Below are 18,911 nucleotides of genomic sequence, written 5' to 3'. Positions count from 1 at the left end.
TCTTCTAAAACTAGCATATTCTCCCAAAACCTCCTGTTCTCAAGCGTGAGTAAATCCAGAGAAACGAATATTAGGAAATTTTGAGTTTTGATCAGGAAACATTTTAGATAGTAAAGTTGACTTAATGTTCTTTAAAAAGTCATATTTTCGCTTATGAAGTGAAAGGTAGGAGTCTAAGGAATTGAAAAGATGAGAGATTTTTTGTTGTTCATGCTTTGATGTAGTTTTTAACAAATTCTTTTCTAACTCATTTAAATTAATATTTTTTCCTTGTCTTAATCCGTAAGTTAAAGGAACAAGAGAATTTATGAACTCACTACTTTTGAAGACATACATTCAAAAATTTGGATGATGTTTATCTAGATTTCTAAATCTTAGAACATTGTAAATGGGCGATGTAAGTCCTTCAAATTTAGAAAAGGCTAAACCACTATTAAAAGACGAAAGATGCAAAACAAAGTCGTTTGGGAGAACCCTTTTAAAACGCTCAAGTGATTTAACTTTCTTTTTGGAATCTTTTAGTATCATCCCGTAATTAATTGATGCGGTTAAAAGTGGTAGAAAAGCAAAACCTCTCTCATCTACACGAAATAAAATTTGTCCAAAAGCATCTTGTTCTCACTCATCTTCAAATCCATTAAACCTCAAACTAGGTACTTTTTTGTCCATTTCTATCCTTTCTTTTTATAATTATATTTAAAAATATCAATTTTTAAATAGACAAAAATAGATATCAAATAATATCTATTTTTCATCAACAAATTTATCTATAATCTTTATTGCTTCTTCAAACACCTGATGGTCATCTAAATCATTTGTATTAATTATTCTATAAGGAATATTATATTTTTGCACCAATTGTTCAAACAAAGGACGATAAAGCTGATGTAATCTTTTAAAATAATCTATATTCAAATCAAAGTTTTTAATTTCAACATCTCTACCTCTTTTTAGGATGCGATTTTTAATTACATCAAAATCAGCATCTAAAAAAATTGCTAAATCAGGGTTATCTTTTAAATCTATAATATAATCGAACAAAGCATTAAATGCATTTAGATATTTTGATGGTTTTTGCTCAAGTGTAACGGTTGCAAAAATATGATGTTCAACATTAAAGCGATCTAAGAAGATATGGTGTCGTTTATGATTATGATTTTTTAAAAACTCTGATTCAGCATTCTTAAATCTTTCTGAAATAGATTCAATGATGTATGATTGAAATGCAATGTCGATATTAGGATATTTTTTATAAATTCATTCTAAAAAAGTATTAAAAACATCATCATTGGAATCTAGTTCTTCTAATAACATTGAATTTTGATAATGATTAGCAAGTTGTTTGCTGAGTGTTGATTTACCACATCCAATCATTCCACTAATTGCTATTTTTATACTCGCTCTTTTGCTTTTGATAAATCAAAATTATCAATGATTTCAATTGCTTTTGCTAAAACTTCTGCTTCTGTAAGGTTGTTGGTATCAACAATAACATAATTTAGATGATATTTATCAGCTTGCTTGATAAATAAGTCCTTATAAACCCTATAAAGGTTTTTAAAGTAGTCTTTGTTCAGCTCGTAATTATTTATTTCAACTTCACGACCTCGTTCAAATAATCGCTTTTCAAAGGTTTCATAACTCATATCTAAATAAATTGCTAAATCAGGAATTTCTTCATCTGTAATCATATGTTCAAATAAAGCATCATAACCTTTTAAATAATTTCTTCCTTTAACTTTCAAATTTACATGTGCAAAAATATAATGTTCAATGCTAAAGCGATCTAAGATTAAGTGATTATTTTTTAAATCGTTATGTTTTGCAGCAAATTCTGTAAATAACTCTTGTAGTTTAGTTGTATGATTTTCCACAACATAAGTCTGTAAAGCCATTGTTAGGTTAGGTTTCTTTTCATACAATCATTTTAAAAAAGTATTGAAAACTACATCGTCTTTATCAAATTCATCTAAGATAACAGATGTTTTATAATGTTCATTTAATTTTTTGGATAATGTGCTTTTTCCACTACTTATCATCCCACTAATTCCTATTACCATTTTTCCTCCTGTGGTTTTTAAGTATAGCAAAAAAACAAATGCAAAACTAGCAATTAATTAAAAAAGTTGATTAAAATTAATTATAAAAATTATTCATTTTACTTTTTTATCTTACTGATAGATAAAAAAGTTTTTGAAAAAGTTTCATAATTAAAAATTATCTAAATCATCTTAATTTAGATAATCTACTGAATTAATATTTTCATCGCTACTTCTATTAATTTTGTGGTTCTGAACTTTTTGCAGTTCCTTTTCCTTTAGCAATGTTTTGTAATTGCTCTAATAAAGTAGCATTACTTTTTGGATATTTTAGACCTGCTGCAGCATATTTTGCTGTATAGTCTGGAGTATTTTTGTCTAAATGCATAGTTTCTTGGTAAAATGCTAATGTATCTGCAACAACATCATCTGCTACATCTTTTAACTTATTTTGCATCTCAGTTTTTGCTTCAGTTTCTTTGCTTTCTATAAAGTTATAAGTTTTTTTAGTTTCTGTTAAAATTGCATTTATCAAATTATTTTTTTTGCTAGATTCGGTTGCTTTTGCTTTTTCACCTGAACCACAAGAAACAGCAGCGGCAACTGGAACTAACGATAAAGTAGCGGCAGAAAATGCTCAAATTTTCTTTTTATGTTTCATCTTTTTTCCTTTCTTGAAAATTTTATCAAAATTTGATAAAAGATATTTAGGAATTTTATAAAAGTTTTATAATGATATAACACACTTGAAAGGAAGAATGAACTTAAAAAGACCAGAAGGAACCTTAGAAGTAATTACTGGACCAATGTTTTCAGGTAAAACTGAAGAATTACTTAAAAGACTTAAAATTCTAGAAATAGCAGAAGTAAAAACAATGGTATTTAAACCACATTTTGATACTAGATTTGATAAAAATAAAATTGTAAGTCGCACAGGAGCAAAAACTAAAGCAATTGTTATTAAGCAATCAAAAGATATTATTGATCACTGAAATCCTGAATATCGAGCTGTTGCAATCGATGAAACTAATTTTTTAGATGATGGAATTTTTGAAGTTATCGATAAATTAGTATTAAGTGGAGTTAGAGTAATTGTAAGTGGATTGGATATGGATTTTTTAAGGCGTCCGTTCGGAGTTATGCCTGGTTTACTTGCGATCGCAGATGATATATGTAAGTTAAAAGCGGTATGTTTACAATGTAAATCTGATGCAGCCTTTTCATTTCGTAAGGATGTGAACAACGAGTTAAATGTATTAGGTGATAGCGAATATGAAGCACGCTGTCGCAGATGTCATATTTTAGGTGAAAAACAAAAGTATAAGAAAAGAAAATAATTTATTTGCCTATAAGCAAATAAAAACAGACATATGTCTGTTAGTTGAATTTTGCTAAAATAGTATCTAAATTTAATTGCGATGTAGATGTTAAAACAATATCTGCATTTTTAAATTCTTCTGCATTTGCTGTGATTGCAACAGCTTTCATCTTTGCATCTTTAATCCCTTGAATTCCAGCAACTGCATCTTCGATTCCGAAGCACTCACTTACATCTAAGGATAAACCTGCTGCAGCCTTAATAAAGATATCTGGCGCAGGTTTACCGTTCTTGATATCTCCCGGATAAACAATGTAATCAAAAAGGTTGATAATACCTAATTTTTCCAAGATAGTAGGGGCATTATAACTACTTGATGCAATAGCAAGTTTTAAATTTTTATTTTTTGCATCGGATAAAAATTTTGTTATCCCTGGTAAAATGGATTTTTCATTAATTTGTGTTTGCAAAAGTTCTTTATAGAACAAATTTTTTTGTTCACTTACTTCTAGTAATTTTGAATTATTTAGCTGCAAACTTGGTTTTTTAAGTTTTAAAATAGCTTTTAAGGTTTCGATGCGTGGTAAGCCACGCAAAAGTTCATTATCTGCAAAAGTATAATCGATATCAAATTGTTTAACAACTTTTGCTCAAGATTGATAGTGTAAAATTGCTGTATCAGTAATCACCCCATCTAGATCAAAAATTATTCCTTTAATCATGGATAACCTCGAAAGTTTGTGGATTTTTATTTATATTTCTTTTTTGTCCATTGATTCAGATATAACCGTTAAATTTAGTATCTAAAATTGTTCTAATGCTAAAGTTTTGTTGATTTAAAACAACTTCAAATGCAGCATTTTGGTATTTAAAACGATATGTAAGTTTACTTCAATTTTTTGGAAGTAGTGGTTCTAGATGCAATGCATCATTATGTCAATTTAAACCTCCAAAACCAAAAACAATCATATGATAAATTGCAGCTAATGAACCAGCATGAATTCCTGCATCGGATGTATGCATTGCAGGACCTAAGTCCACATTGATTCCATATTTAAATAACTGGTAGGCTTTTTCAATCATTTTCAATCTGACTGCTTCGATGGTATATGTAACAGGAGACAGCGATGAATCGTGTGTTGTAACAGGTTCATAAAAATCAAAATTCGCTTTTCTTATTTCTTTAGAATATAAATGTGGTAGGATGTTTAACAGCAAAATAACATCGGCTTGTTTAACAAGTTGACAAGAAAGTAACGCATTTCCTTCTTGGGTGTTAAATAGTTTTTTGCCTGCATCACCTAACATCTGAAATGGTAGAACATTACCACGATGTAGTTGTAAAAACTGGTCATTTTCAGCGATAACTAAATTCTCATTTGGTTTTTGTTGCTTGAGTTTTTCTGTAACTTCTTTAAGTTTTGTTACATTAATTGGGTAAGGAATTTTTGATTTAATAATAGCTCATCAATAAGGTTTTTTCTTTTTTAATAAATTTATATATTTTAAAGCTAAATCAATATTGAACTTAGCTAACATATTGATATAAGCACTATTATCGATATTTCCTTTATATTCATTTGGACCCATTACATCTAGAATATGATAACTTCCATCACTTTGTTTTTCAGCACGTGATGCATAGAAAATAGCTGTATCGATAATCATTTCATATCCCATTTGTTCCATGAATTTTTCATCACCAGTAATTTTATAATATTGATTTACTGCAAAAGCAACATCAGCTGAAACATGAATTTCTTGACGACGTGAAGCGATGGGAATTTGTTTACCGGTCATCACATCAGCTTGCCCTCAATATGGACATACCTCGCCATCAGTTGGTCATGCCATTTCTCAAGGGAACTGTGCCCCTTTTAAATTACTTTCTTGAGGTCTTTCTTTGATTTCTCTTGCTTTTGCACGAGCCCCTTCAATACCTTTATATCTATATGTTAGCAAGTTACGAGCAACCTTAGCTCGGTTGAATAAATAAATTGGATTAATAAAGAACTCGGTATCTCAATATGTATGTCCTTGATAACCTTCACCTGAAAGTCCTTTAGCACCCACATTTAAGTTGGTTGAATGTCTAGGTACAAACCCGTTTAGATGAAAGATTGCAAAATCAAGAGCGAGTGAATCGTATTTGCTTTCTTCATCGCCTTCGATTTTAACAAAGAATTCTTTTCAAACTTGAGAATGCATTTTTTCAATTGATTCATTTTTAAGTTCTTCATATGATTTATTAAGTAGTTGCTGATGTTTTGTATTTGCATTTTCACGAACAACTTTTTTCGGTAATAATGAATTTTTGCTATCAACTGATGTATGAACCGACATTAATTTTTCTAGTTCAATTACATCGCCTGCTTTAGCATTTAATTTGATTTTAAAACCTACATAGCGACGCTTCATTTCGATAACATAGTCGTCATTTCCACCCCTAATAAACTCACCATTTAAATAAAGTTTGGTGATAAGGTTATGAACTGCTCAACGCTTAGAAAGTGTAGTACACTGCTCCATTTGCAGTGATTCAGTAGTGATTCGGGTTTTTGCACCTTCCCCAAAATGTTGAGTTCCAGAGTTGGTGACTTGTGCATTAATAGCAGGTTTGATAATAATTTCTATATCTTTATTATCGGTTGTTTCTAAAACTTTAATTTTTATTTTTTGTGCATAAACATTTGGATCATTTCTAGAAACAAAACGTTCAAAAATAAAACAGTATTTTCCGTGATCACGTTCTAATAAGATCTTACGTTTTAAAAAACCTTCTCGAATGTAAAGTGTTTTATTATACTCGTCACGGTTTTTAACATCAAAAGTTATACCGTTAATGATAATAGGAGTAGTCATTAAATCTGCTAAATTTACTAACTCAGGCGAATCGTCTTTGGTATCTTTATTAAACATCCCGTTAACAAAAAAGTCTTCTTTGTTATATGATGCTCTTTCTTCGTCTGCGCTCCGTATTCCCATATATCCGTTACCTAATGCAAAGATGCTTTCAGTTTTTGCAGTTACTGAACGGTTGAATTTAATTTGACTAATCCGTTTTTTCTCTAAATCGTATTTTAAAAAATCCATGTTTTCCTTAATTAACTTTGATTAATACAGATTCGTAAGGACGAAATGTGTTTGTTATTGGTTTATTATCAGCATATGTTGATAAAATTTGTTGTCCTGTATTGATTTGTTCAAAAATTTCTTTGTTTGTAACATTTAAATATGCAATTAATTTTGTGTCTTGATATTCGCGAACGATTTTAATAAGTCCGCTGTAAGTAATTTCAAGATGTGAAGAACCTAATACAAAAACATCTCTATATGTTGTTTTACGCATTGAAATAAGGTTTTGATAAAAGTAAAAAATACTATTTGCATCTGCTAATGCAGTTTCAACATTGATATGTTCACTGTTTCTACCAAAATTGATTCAAGGTTTTGAACCTGCATTAAATCCGGCATTAGTTTGCTTGTTTCATTGCATTAGCGATCTTCCTGCATCGCGTGAATTGATATTTAGATATTTGATAAACTCTGATTCGCTATAAATTTTATTTTTATCTACTAAATCAGCGAATCCATTTTCAATATCGCAATCACGGAATTGTGATCTGTTATCAAAATGGGTATTTAATAAACCAATTTCTTCACCATAATAAATGCAAGGAATACCTTTTAAAGCAAAAAGCATTAGAGCATGAGATTTGGCTGCTTCATTATGAAAAATACCTTCATCTCCTCATCTAGAAATGCTACGTGATGTATCGTGGTTAGATAAGAAATTGGTTAACATTTGTGTGGTAATGTTGTGATTGTGTTGAAAAGGTTGTTGCTGATAAACAAACTCTTTATAGTCTCAATTAGCATCGTATCCATTTCTGCCTGTTTTTCTACCTCAACCGATTCATCATCAAGCAAAATTGAAGTAGTTTTGTGAAACTTGATTGTCACCTTTTGCATATTCTAATAATTCATCTGCTGTTATTCCTGATGCTTCCCCTAATGTGTATGCATCTGGTTTGTTTTTAAATGCTTGTTCATTGAATTTTTTAAGATATTCAACTGCTCCATCACATCAAGCAAAATAAGGGTTAGCAGCAACATTATCAAAGGTTTTTGCTACATGTTTAATAGCATCAAGTCGAAAACCTCGAACGCCTAAGTTGTATCAAAAATCTATAACATCAGACATTGCATCAATGGTATTTGGATGTGCTCAGTTTAAATCAACTTGTTCTTTTGAAAATAAGTGAAAGTAGTATTTTTGAACACTTGGAACATATTCTCATGCAGAACCACCAAAAATACTTTGTGCTTTTGCTTCTTCATCGGTAAGTTTTTCTCTTCAAATAAAGTAGTTATGTTCACTGTTTTCAACCGATTCACAGGCTTTTTTAAATCACTGGTGTTCATTTGAGACATGATTTAGCACAATATCCATAATAATATCAATTCCATATTCTGCAGCTTTTGATGACATTAATCTAAAGTCTTCTAAGGTACCAAATTGTTTTCATACTGATTTATAATCAAGCACATCGTAACCAGCATCGACGAAGTTAGTGTCATATGTTGGACATAATCAAATAGCATTTATTCCTAATTTATGTAGATATGGAAGTTTTGTGATAATCCCTTGTAAATCCCCATCTCCATCGTTATTCGCATCATAAAACGATCTAGGGAAAATTTGGTAAATAATTTTATCTTGCAGTTTTATCATTTCTTACCTCTAATAATACTGTTGAGTGCGGTGATAAAATACCATTTTTATACTCAATTTTTGAGTTGAATAAAACTTTTAAGTCTTTGTCATAGGTATATTCTTCATCAGAGAAGTTATGAATTACCTGAATAACTTGTTTTTGATAAGTTATTTTAAAAATTATGATTTTTTTTAAGGTATCAACATCAATAAATTTAAGACATTGGTTGATTAATCTATTGCTATGGAGTCTAAAAAATGAAGTTTTATTACGGTATTTATTTAATTTTTTAAAGAACTCAAAAACATATTTTTCAACTTTTGGATTCTTTAAATTTTTTCATTTAATTCCATTGGTGTAGTCAGTTGTTTTATATGAATTTGACTGGTATGCAGACTTATCTGGATAATACTTAAAATCATCATAGGTTGATACCACACAGCGATCACTTTCGCTTCCTGATATATCGCAGGGTTTACTTTGAAGAAGTTCTGTTCCGGCTAAAACAAGTTGTTTTCCTTGAGTAAATATTGTCATCATTAAAGCTTGTCGATACATTTCAATACGTTGAATTAACGATAAATCATTAGTTGTAGTGTTAATTTTATCTCATAAAGTCATACCATCGTGACATGCTGCATAAGCTAAATTTACTGAAATATCATTGGCAAAAAGAGCATACGGATCTTTTGAATAATATATATTTCCAAAATTGTAATCCTTAATGCCACCTACAATGCTTGTTACATATTGACGAAATAGTTCGATATCAAATTTTGAAATTAAGCCAGGTGCATATTCTGAGTGTTCATCACCTTTGATAGCATTACGAACCGAATCGTTAAAGTATCCAAAAGCAATGTCATTTCCGGTTACTCCTTTGATGTAGCTGATGTCATGTTTTAAATCACCACATCTTCAGGCTTCACCGTGTAAGATAAGTTTTGGATTTATTTTACGCAGTTCCTTAGCAATTTCATTAAATGTTTCAGCATGCATAAAGCAAGAAAGGTCGAAACGAAAACCATCAACTCCGAATTCTTCGACAAAATATTTTAGCGAATCTAAAATAATTCGTTTTACCATATATCTTTCATCAGCAAGGGGTGGATATGTAACAGGTTTAACCTTAGCATTATCTCGATAATAATAACCAGGTAAAACATTATCATAGATGTTGTTGGTCATCATATGATTATAGACAACATCTAAAATAACTCCAACTCCTTTTTTATGTGCATTTGAAACTAAATTACGGAATTCAGCGATTTTTGCGTATGGATCTTTAGGATTACTGCTGTATTGAGCATTTATTGCAAAATAATTATGAGGATCATATCCTCAGTTGTAATTAGTAGTTCATCCACTTCCTTGTCCTTTTTTAAGGATGTTTTGGTTATTTTCATTTAATGCATATGTGCTATGAATAGGTAGAAACTGCACGTGTGTGATACCGAGTTTTTTGACATATGAGAATAAATCTGCTTCTAATAGAGCATTAAATGTCCCTAGTTTACTTTTAAACTCTTTTTGACTTTTTAAACTAGTAAAGTCACGAACATGTAACTCATAAATTAATGCATCGGTGCTATTATTAAGTTCGGTAGCGAATTTTTTAGGAACAGAACCTGCTTTTTTTGAATTTATATTAACCAATGCTCCATAACCTACTTTATCTTCTTTACCTTCTCAATCAAATGCAGCTAATGAAATAGCATATGGGTCTAAAGCATTTGTAATGCTACCATCTGGCTGTCAAATTTTATATTGATAAAAATATCCTTCAAAATGTAATGGTATTTGTGTTTTTCAAACTGTATCTATTTTTAATGAATCAAATTTTTGAACAAATTTTAAATTACTATCATAGAGCATCACTTCGACTCTTTGAGCAAGTGGCTGTCAGAGCTTTAGTTGAATATGAAAGTCTGAAAATTTAATTCCTAAATCAGGTTTTTTATATGCATATTTTTCATCAAAATCTGCATAAAACCTTTTGTTTTTATTCTTAATATTCATATGCAATATTATAAATTTATTTTGTCTTTTTTAGGTATAAATTAATAATTTTCTTGACATATCAAAGAGATAATTTTATGCACCTAAAATATAATAAAAAAATTAAAAACAGCATAAAAAATGTGCTAGTTTTTAACTTTTTTTCAATAAATCAAATTTCTTTTATTACTAAGAGCAAGATAAAAAATAAATTTTATTTTAAAAATTATACATATAATGAAAATTCTTGATGATAGAATTTAAAATGTTCGGGTTTTATATAATATTTCCCTGCTATACAAATGCTATCGCTGTCATAACCTCAAAAAGCAATAACAACCATGTTATCAACACCAAATTTATTTACTTTTTCATATTTTAATTCATAAACAATATTTTTTAGACTATGTCGATCAATTAGAATGTTGATAATTGGTGTTCTAGTATCAATAGGTTCAAATTCATCAATGTTTTTAGTAGAAACATATATATCACCTTCAGCAATAATCTCACCTGCTTTTTGATAGTTCATTTTAAAAGAACGATGTCCATCGGTAAAAATAATATTTTTATCTTTAAATCAATTCGGCAAGGTTTCCTTAGTTTCACTGCCAAGAATTCTGTCAACCCCGATCAAATAACTTATAGGTTTAATTAGGTTATGAAAATTTTCTGCTACAAAGTGGCCACGTTTTGAAATAGAGTAAATTGCACCAATAGAAAAAAGTTTCTGATAAGCAGATACCACAACAGAACGTGAACAATTAAATCGATTCATAAGTTGATGTTCAGAAGGCATAATCATATTTATAGGAATTTTTTTAGTCGAAATTAAATCAATTAAATACTTAATCAAATTATTAGTCTTGGTTTGATTAAGGTTTGTTTTTTCATTTGTGTCTTTTTGATACTTAACTGGACTATTCTTTTTCATAAATATATTTTAACAAAATAAAATTATTTTCTAATTAACTTGAAAATAACATATCCACCTTGTTCGATTCAGATTCTTCATGATTCGTTTTTTGCTTTATATAGCAAAATTTGTTCAAAGTGATAATTACGAGAAATTTTTAATAAATCAAGTTCTTTATGTTGATAGTTACAAAAAGCAAATAATAAGTATTCTTTTTGTTGTCCTAAGTCTTTTCGGATTATAACACTACTATAATCAACTGTATCAACAAAATCATAAGGATTTGCTATCGTATCAGCATCTGTTAGTGATAAAAATGGATAATCTTTTCTTAGTTTTGCCATAAACTGAATTAGTTTGTATGCTTGTCCTTGCTTACTTTGCACATCAGCGCTTTCTAAATTAATTGCTGATGTAAACATTATATGATCACCAAAACTTTCTTTTACTTTCGGATCATAAATAAAGCAGTTATAAGTATTATTTTCCCATTTCATTGGTTCTCTTAAGGTAGGATCACCATAATATCTAGTTGAATAATAATAAAGTTCATCTGCTGCATAAATAATAGGTGTGGCAGGTAATGCTAAAAGCACAAATAATGCAATATTTAGTGCTTCTTTTTCTGATGTTGTAAGATTATCGTTAAATTTATATCATTTTTTCTTACTGATTTGACTGCGATATACTTCAAGTCATCTACGCACATCATGGTTATCTAAAAACGGGATTCATTTAGCTTTTTGCGATGTATTTTGATATTCAATTAACATATTTTTTAGTTGATTATATTCAATTCTAACATCTGGATTGTGTCTGAAAAATTTTCCACCATCATAGATTGTATCTAACCCGATGTTACCATCTGCATCCTTTAAATACATTAACCCTTTGACAGCATCTGAATTAACTCACTCACCCATCATAAACACTTCTTCTCTGTTTTCTGCATCAGTAATTTGTTTTGATGCATCCCTTAGAAGGTGAAAAATTTTTGCTTCATTAAAATTGTTTTTAGTTTCAATTTCACTTGAATAATATTCTGCAAAAGCATCGTAACGAAATCCATCTACACCAACAGCTGTTCAAAATTTTTGAATATGAATCAGTTGTTCAATAACTTTATAATTATCTAAATTTAAATCAGGCATCCCGTAAGAAAAACGTGCTAAGTAGGTTCGATTAGTTGCATTTATATCTGTGGTAAAGGGATATTTGCTTTTTATTTTCAGGTTATCAACTTTAACATCTGAATCATATAAATTTATATCAAGACGATAAAAGTCACTGTATCCATCATTAGCAAGTGCTGCTTGAAATCAAGGATGTTCATAAGAAGTATGATTAAATACCATATCTAAATAAACTTTGATTCCGTGTTCATGTGCTGTGTTTAAAAAATCAATAAAAGCATTCATGCCACCCAATCGTGAATCAACATTGCAATAATCAATAACAGAATAGCCGTGATAACTTGACGCAGGATGGAATGGGCTTAATCAGATTTGATCGACTCCGAGGTTGCTAATATATTCAATTTTATCTTTTAAACCGATAAAATCCCCGATTCCATCATTATTTCCATCAGCAAAGTTATATATTAAAACTTGATAAATTATGTTGGTATTTTTGTAATTTTCTAACTTCTTTGCCTTTGGAGCAGTTAAAAACAGATTTTTATAGTCTGTATGATATTCATAATCGACGCGATTGTTATCTCATGATGCAGCAGTTTTAAAAGGTTGTTTTTTAAGCAAATATGAATAATATAACTTGTAAAAAGTTTTACTAAAAGATTTCATAGGAATAAATGATATCATAATGGATTAATAATTTTTGTATAAACTTGACAGGTTAAGAAAAACCAAGGGAAACCCTTGGTAAATATTATTTTGAATTGTTTAATAAAGCATTAATTTCAACTTTTAACTTTTGTGTATCATGAGCTTTGGCAGCTAAAATTTTATCTTTTTTAACAAATCCATATCTTTTCTTAGTTACTATTATTAAAACAATACATATAAATGCTAAAATCATCGCAATTCATGATGTTGTGTAATTAATTCTTGGTAAATCTCCTGTTTGAATTGGTGTATATGATTTTGCATTATCAGTTATAATAAGTGTGTAATTATTTTTAAATGTCTGATCTGGTTGTAAAGCATTTATAAAGAATAAAGCTATAAAGATAGCAGGTATCAAAGCAAATAAGTAAATAAATGTTTTATCGGAATTTGATTTATTTTTATATAACATAACTTGCATATAAATCAAGGTTAATAAAGCAACCAATGAAAGAAAAATACTGATTGAATTTAAACTTCAAAAGACTTCTTTTAACTGATATGAAGGTGAGTTAGCATAAACTTGTGCAGGGGTAAATCCGACTGCTGTATCGCTGTTTAAAATGTAGTTATATTCAAGTTGAATTTGTGCATAAAAGCGAGTGTATAAGGTTGCTTGCAAAATTATTACAATTGCTAAAAACACAGAAATAATTGCTAAATAAATTTTACGTTCTAAATAGTTGTTTTTAGTATCAAAATACTTATGCATTAGTTAATTCTTTCTTCGCTTTGACTATCAAATAAGTGGATGCGAGATACGATAAATTCAACATAAACATGTGAATATAATTCAAATTCTTCAGAGTTAGAAGCATTAACAATAAATTCAATATCTTCATTAATCCGCACTGTGACTAATTGATCTTTACCGATTAATTCAATATTTGAAATTTTACCTAACACTCGGTTTTCAGCATTGGAATAACTTATTTTTAGGTCTTCACTACGAAAACCGGCAACTACCTTTTGGTTTTCTTTTAATAATGCAGCAGTTTCTGTATCAAGTTTAATTTGAATTTTTTGATCATTAGATACCAATAAATTATCTTTATATATAGCATCAAAAGTATTCATTGTAGGTGAACCGATAAATTTAGCAACAAAAATATTAGCAGGTTTAAAGTATAAATCTTTACCTTTTCCATTTTGTTGGATTTTTCCATCGTTAAAAACAACAATTTGATCACCCATTGTCATCGCTTCGAGTTGGTCATGAGTAACATAAATACTTGTGGTATTTAACATACGATGAATGTTAACTATTTCGCGACGCATACTTTCGCGCAATTTAGCATCCAAGTTAGAAAGAGGTTCATCCATCAAGAATACAAGTGGTTTACGAGCAATTGCACGACCAATAGCTACACGTTGGCGTTGTCCTCCTGATAAATCACGGGGCTTACGGTAAAGGTAGTCATCAATACGTAAAATTTTTGCAACATCTTTAACACGACGATCGATAACATCTTTACGTTCGCGGGCGATTTTTAATCCGAATGAAATGTTGTTGTAAACATTCATATGTGGGTATAAAGCATAAGATTGAAACACCATTGCGATATTACGTTCATTAGGTAAAAGGTTGTTATATCTTTTGTTATTAAATAATAAATCACCTTTAGTAATTGAATTTAATCCAGCAATCATCCTTAATAAAGTTGTTTTTCCACATCCTGAAGGTCCTAAAAAGATGCAGAATGTTCCAGCTTTAATATCTAAGTTAATATTTTCAAGTGTATATTTTTCGTTTCCTTCATATTTTTTTGAAATATTAACTAATTTGATATCAGCACCATTGCTTGATTCATAAATTTCACCTACTTCAGAAACAAGTGCGTCAATATCGATGGTTTCAAAACCGCTTGTATCATCTAATTTATCTTCTGTTACAACAGAATTATTTGTGTCTTTTTTCTTTTTAAAAAACATATTATCCTTTCACGGCTCCATCTGAAAGACCACCGACAATGTATTTTTGTAAGTACATAAATAATGCAAATGCAGGGATAGAAGCAAGAATCGAACCAGCTGCATATGCTCCTGCATTAACATGTTTTGGTTCAGCTGATAAGAATTGGTCTAGTCCAACAGCTAAGGTTTTTTCTTTTGAATCAGCAAGTACGAATTTAGGTAAGATAACATCAGTAAATGGTGTTAAAAATGATCATAAAGCCACCATAATAAGCGCAGGACGAATAACAGGGACTAAAATTTTAAAGAATAATCCTCAGTTGCTACATCCATCGATTTTACCTGAATCATCAAGTTCGCTTGATACGGTATCTAAATAGGACTTAAGCATAAAGGTATTCGCTGAAATGGCTCCACCTGAATAAATAATAACTAACATAAATATCGAAGGTATCCCAATGCTATTACCTAAACGAACCAGTAAGAAAAGTGAAATAATAGCAGTTGTTGCTGGAATCAGTTGTAACATCATAATTATCATTAATGAATTTTTTGATCCAGCGAATTTAAATCTGGAATATGCATAACCATTTAATGCCACAGCGACAGTTGATATCACCATAGTTAAAACAGCAATTATGATGGTATTTTTATACCAAATCAAAAAGTCGCTACGAGGACTGGTGAATAAGTAAGAGAAGTTGTCTCAACCAAATTTAAATGGAACAACCGCAACAACACGTTCATTATTTACATTGAATGCTGAAATAATTAATGAAACTATTGGAAAGAGAATAATTATTGCTCAAAAGATTAAGAATAAGTAGTTAAAGAATAATCAGAATATTTCAAGTGCTGTTAAGGGTTTGGTGTCAGTTTCGTTAAAATTAATTCGTCTAGGAGTTAATTTTTTATACGGAACTTTTACTTTATCAAAGGTATGTTGATAAAATCTTTTGCGTTTTCATTTTTCGAACATTAATCTCTCCTTGACATAGTTTTAATAAACCCTCTTGCACCAATAGCAATTGAAATAAGAGCAGCAAAGGTTGTTAAGGCAGCAGCAAATGCTTGGTCACCTGGGATGTTGGTTGCTCCTTGTGCGATTTTGAAGACAAATGAAATAATAATATCAGTTGATGCTTCATTGAATGCAGATGCTTTAGCAAAGTTTGGCCCACCACCAGTGAAAATAGAAATTGTAGTGAAATTATTAAATGCTCCAACAAATTGACCAATTAGCATCGGTGCAATTGAAATAAGAAGCGATGGTAAGGTAAGATGTCAGAATAGTTGTCTTCCTTTTGCTCCATCAACAGCACCTGCTTCATAAATATCTTTTGGTATAGATTGTAAATTACCAGTTACAAGCATAAAGATAAATGCATAAGCAATTCATGTTTGCACCACAATTACCAATACACGAGCAGTCCCGATTTCACCTAATCAGTTACGTGGCTCCTTTAGTAGTCCGATTGATAACATTATTTTGTTAATGTATCCAACTTCACCACCTTGAAATGATGATCTAAGAAATGATAAAGTAACGAATGCTGGAATAGCTCATGGTAAAATATAAATAAGTCTAAATATTTTTTTAAACTTAATGCGTTGGTTATTTGTTAAAATTGCGATTATAATACCAAGTGAAATAGGGATAAAGGTTGAAAATACTGTTCATATTGCTGTTCAATAAAATACACGTCCTAAACCACTAAAGATACCAGTGTTACGAAATACTCATCAATATCCTCAGTTTTTAAGCCCTACTCAGTTGACAGTTTGTGCCGGAGCATAGTGCTCAAAACCATAGTTAGTAAATGAAACAAGTACTGATGTAATAATAGGTGTAGCTACCACAAAAAGCATTAATACTCAACCTAAAATAGAGATCACTCAGGGATATCCACCTGTCGAAATTCATCTTTTGGTATGTGATCATTTACTTGGACGAGAACCATATTCTAAGTTTTTTGCTACCCGATAACTACTAAGCGATGATGTAGCAAAGTATATTATGACTATTACCATCAAAATAACACTTATAACACCACCAAATAAGTATATCCGAGCATCTGTTAAAATACCTTCTGCATGGTTAAATTTGCCTGCTCCTAAGTCGCTAAAACCAGGAATTCCACCCATTTTATCTCAGTAAGCACCAAATGAAAATGGAACAATTAGTGCTCATAAAAAGATGCTTCCTAAACTAAGTAAAATTCCTTTTATGTATTGTTTAAAGAACAATAATTCAGAAAGACCAGGGAAAATAAATCCAAGCACTAAAGCAAGTCATCTGAAATTTTTCATTGTTTCAATTGGTATTGATTTTTGTGCTTCATTAATTTTGCTATCATATATTTTTGAATTAACTCGCATTTCAGCGAATTCACGTCAAAATGAAGTTTTCAAAATTTCTTTGTTAGATAAAACTTTTGATTTTAATTTTGCTTCTGTAACAGCCTCTTTATAGTCGATTTTGTATTCGATTTTCTTGTTTTTGAAAGCTACCTTAGTAATTTCTTTTGTCTTAATTTTTGCTTTTAAAGCTGCTATATTTTCTTTATAAGTTTTTTTATAAAGTTTTTTAGATGAAGCAAAAACTTGTTTTTCTGCTTGATATTCAGTTATAGGTTTTTCTTGTTTATTAATATTTGGATTGACATCATTATCATTTAGTTTTTGGATAAGATTATCAATTACAGTCATTAGATTCTCAAAATCAGAAGAGTTTTGGTTTTGATTTGATAAGTGTTTAAGATTATATAAAGAAACCTTTGATTTAATCCGTTCTTCGCAATATTTAATGCGAGTAAGTCGATAATCAATAAACTTTTCTCTTAATGCTTTTGATTCTACCTTGTGAAATTCACCTTCATATGTATATTTAACTTTTGCATCTGCAAGCAGATTTTTATATTGGGATTTTAACAATATTGAAAATTCATTTTGAACTCTTAAAACATTAATAAAATTTAAATATTCTTTTAAAGCGATATTAACAAAAGGATAATTATTGGTTACTTGATAAGCATTAAGAATATTAAGAATTTTGTTATTTTTAACTTTTAAACCTTTTAAATCTAGGTTTTTTATGCTAAAATCAATTTTTGGTAAGTTATTGAAGTTTTTTGAAAGTAATGAATATAAGTCTTTATAATTTTGCAATCTTGCTCGTTCTTTAAAAAATGGTTTAATTGATCTATATCATTGCTTAATTTTTATAACTTCTAAATTTGATTTATCAACAATTTCTTTAACAATCGCTTTATTAGCAACCTCAGTTGATAAAATTTGTTCTTGTTGTTGCTTTATTTTTTCTAACGAAAGCAACTTTTGTTGTTTAGCTTGACTTTTTCGTTCTTGCAGTTTACTTGTGTATTCATATTCGATTTGTAGGATTTTTTGTCTGTTTTCAAGAATAATATTTTCTTTTTCTTTTGTATATAACTCTTTTTGTAAAGTATATGTAGATTCATATTGATGTTTTAATTCTTGACGACGAGCAAATAAACTTAATCTTTGTTTTTCTAGACTTTCGTAGAAGTTTTTAAAGAATATTTTTGCTGAATCTCCTAATTTTTGGATATATGCAAGTTCGTTAGGTAGCAATAAATTATGTATTTTTTCGATATCAAATTCTGTATCTTTAACATGTTTTAGATAAAGTTTAAGTATAGAAAAGATAGTATATTTTTTAAATGTTTGCATTTCTGAAAGAAGAGTTGAAGTCTGTAGTTTTTTAATACTTTCGACTTTAATTTCTAAATCATCAGCAGATTTTGTTAATGAATAAACAAAATCTTTTGCATATGATTTAATGTCTTTTAGTTGTGCATTAATTTTTTTAAGTTCAAAATTTAACAAAGAAATAGAAGAGGTACAAAATGATAATTTCTTAATAGAATCTTTAAGAACTATTATCTTGTTTTTGTAAGCAACTTTGTGCGAATTTAATTCGCGTTTTAAGTTGTCTTGTAGTTTTGTTCTTGCTCGTAAGAATAAATCTTTGTCTATTTTTTGTTGGTTATTAATACGATCTTGTGTTCTTAAGAAGACATTTTTAATCTGTTTTTTATAGGATTTAAGATTACCGGCACTCTGAGGTAATATTGAATCGAATGATTCACCGTATCAGTTGTACAGCTTTAATTTTTCCATAAA

At 29.5% G+C, this 18,911-nt stretch carries 15 protein-coding genes; 1 reads left to right on the top strand and 14 read right to left on the bottom strand.

Annotated elements, in window-relative coordinates; translation table 4 throughout:
* The 4 genes from ACXYRR_RS02340 to ACXYRR_RS02325 form a co-directional block, all read right to left on the bottom strand.
* Positions 1–669 (bottom strand): restriction endonuclease subunit S domain-containing protein (locus ACXYRR_RS02340; protein WP_458597618.1); only part of this gene is annotated, 669 nt, incomplete at its 3' end.
* 75 nt (positions 670–744) lie between these two features.
* Positions 745–1,383: a deoxynucleoside kinase gene (locus ACXYRR_RS02335; protein ID WP_458597620.1), complete on the bottom strand. Its 639-nt coding sequence runs from the start codon at positions 1,381–1,383 to the stop codon at positions 745–747.
* An 8-nt stretch (positions 1,384–1,391) separates the two neighbouring features.
* Positions 1,392–2,060: a deoxynucleoside kinase gene (locus ACXYRR_RS02330; protein WP_458597617.1), complete on the bottom strand. Its 669-nt coding sequence runs from the start codon at positions 2,058–2,060 to the stop codon at positions 1,392–1,394.
* Positions 2,061–2,277: 217 nt separating this feature from the next.
* Positions 2,278–2,700 carry a hypothetical protein gene (locus ACXYRR_RS02325; RefSeq protein WP_458597616.1) on the bottom strand — a complete coding sequence of 141 codons (423 nt, stop codon included), beginning with the start codon at positions 2,698–2,700 and terminating at the stop codon, positions 2,278–2,280.
* Between the two features lie 97 nt (positions 2,701–2,797).
* Between ACXYRR_RS02325 and ACXYRR_RS02320 the strand changes: the two genes are divergently transcribed.
* Positions 2,798–3,376: a thymidine kinase gene (locus ACXYRR_RS02320; protein WP_458597615.1), complete on the top strand. Its 579-nt coding sequence runs from the start codon at positions 2,798–2,800 to the stop codon at positions 3,374–3,376.
* 40 nt (positions 3,377–3,416) lie between these two features.
* Here the strand turns inward: ACXYRR_RS02320 and pgmB are convergent, their stop codons facing one another.
* From pgmB to ACXYRR_RS02270, 10 genes are all read right to left on the bottom strand, one after another.
* Positions 3,417–4,079, bottom strand: coding sequence for a beta-phosphoglucomutase (pgmB, locus tag ACXYRR_RS02315; protein WP_458597614.1), 663 nt, complete (start codon positions 4,077–4,079; stop codon positions 3,417–3,419).
* Positions 4,072–6,450 (bottom strand): glycosyl hydrolase family 65 protein, encoded by a 2,379-nt coding sequence (locus tag ACXYRR_RS02310; RefSeq protein ID WP_458597613.1) that lies wholly within the window; start codon positions 6,448–6,450, stop codon positions 4,072–4,074. Before ACXYRR_RS02310 ends, pgmB begins: the two co-directional genes overlap by 8 nt.
* Positions 6,451–6,457: 7 nt before the next feature.
* Entirely contained in the window at positions 6,458–8,092 is a 1,635-nt protein-coding gene (locus tag ACXYRR_RS02305; protein WP_458597612.1) for an alpha-amylase family glycosyl hydrolase, read from the bottom strand.
* The gene (locus tag ACXYRR_RS02300) at positions 8,073–10,094 is read right to left on the bottom strand and encodes an alpha-amylase family glycosyl hydrolase (RefSeq protein WP_458597611.1); all 2,022 of its coding nucleotides are present in this window, start codon (positions 10,092–10,094) and stop codon (positions 8,073–8,075) included. Before ACXYRR_RS02300 ends, ACXYRR_RS02305 begins: the two co-directional genes overlap by 20 nt.
* A gap of 205 nt (positions 10,095–10,299) precedes the next feature.
* On the bottom strand, positions 10,300–11,007 hold the full coding sequence (locus tag ACXYRR_RS02295; protein ID WP_458597610.1) for a GntR family transcriptional regulator: 708 nt from the start codon (positions 11,005–11,007) through the stop codon (positions 10,300–10,302).
* Positions 11,008–11,030: 23 nt separating this feature from the next.
* The gene (locus tag ACXYRR_RS02290) at positions 11,031–12,791 is read right to left on the bottom strand and encodes an alpha-amylase family glycosyl hydrolase (protein WP_458597609.1); all 1,761 of its coding nucleotides are present in this window, start codon (positions 12,789–12,791) and stop codon (positions 11,031–11,033) included.
* A gap of 85 nt (positions 12,792–12,876) precedes the next feature.
* Positions 12,877–13,545, bottom strand: coding sequence for a hypothetical protein (locus ACXYRR_RS02285; protein ID WP_458597608.1), 669 nt, complete (start codon positions 13,543–13,545; stop codon positions 12,877–12,879).
* Positions 13,545–14,786, bottom strand: coding sequence for an ABC transporter ATP-binding protein (locus tag ACXYRR_RS02280; RefSeq protein ID WP_458597607.1), 1,242 nt, complete (start codon positions 14,784–14,786; stop codon positions 13,545–13,547). The genes ACXYRR_RS02285 and ACXYRR_RS02280 overlap by 1 nt, the downstream gene beginning before the upstream one ends.
* Positions 14,767–15,726: a sugar ABC transporter permease gene (locus ACXYRR_RS02275; RefSeq protein ID WP_435128863.1), complete on the bottom strand. Its 960-nt coding sequence runs from the start codon at positions 15,724–15,726 to the stop codon at positions 14,767–14,769. Before ACXYRR_RS02275 ends, ACXYRR_RS02280 begins: the two co-directional genes overlap by 20 nt.
* Positions 15,726–18,908 carry an ABC transporter permease subunit gene (locus ACXYRR_RS02270; RefSeq protein WP_458597606.1) on the bottom strand — a complete coding sequence of 1,061 codons (3,183 nt, stop codon included), beginning with the start codon at positions 18,906–18,908 and terminating at the stop codon, positions 15,726–15,728. The genes ACXYRR_RS02275 and ACXYRR_RS02270 overlap by 1 nt, the downstream gene beginning before the upstream one ends.
* Between the last annotated feature and the right edge of the window lie 3 nt (positions 18,909–18,911).

This window comes from Mycoplasma sp. 246B, assembly GCF_054353935.1.
This window is presented reverse-complemented; position numbering and strand designations above follow the sequence as displayed.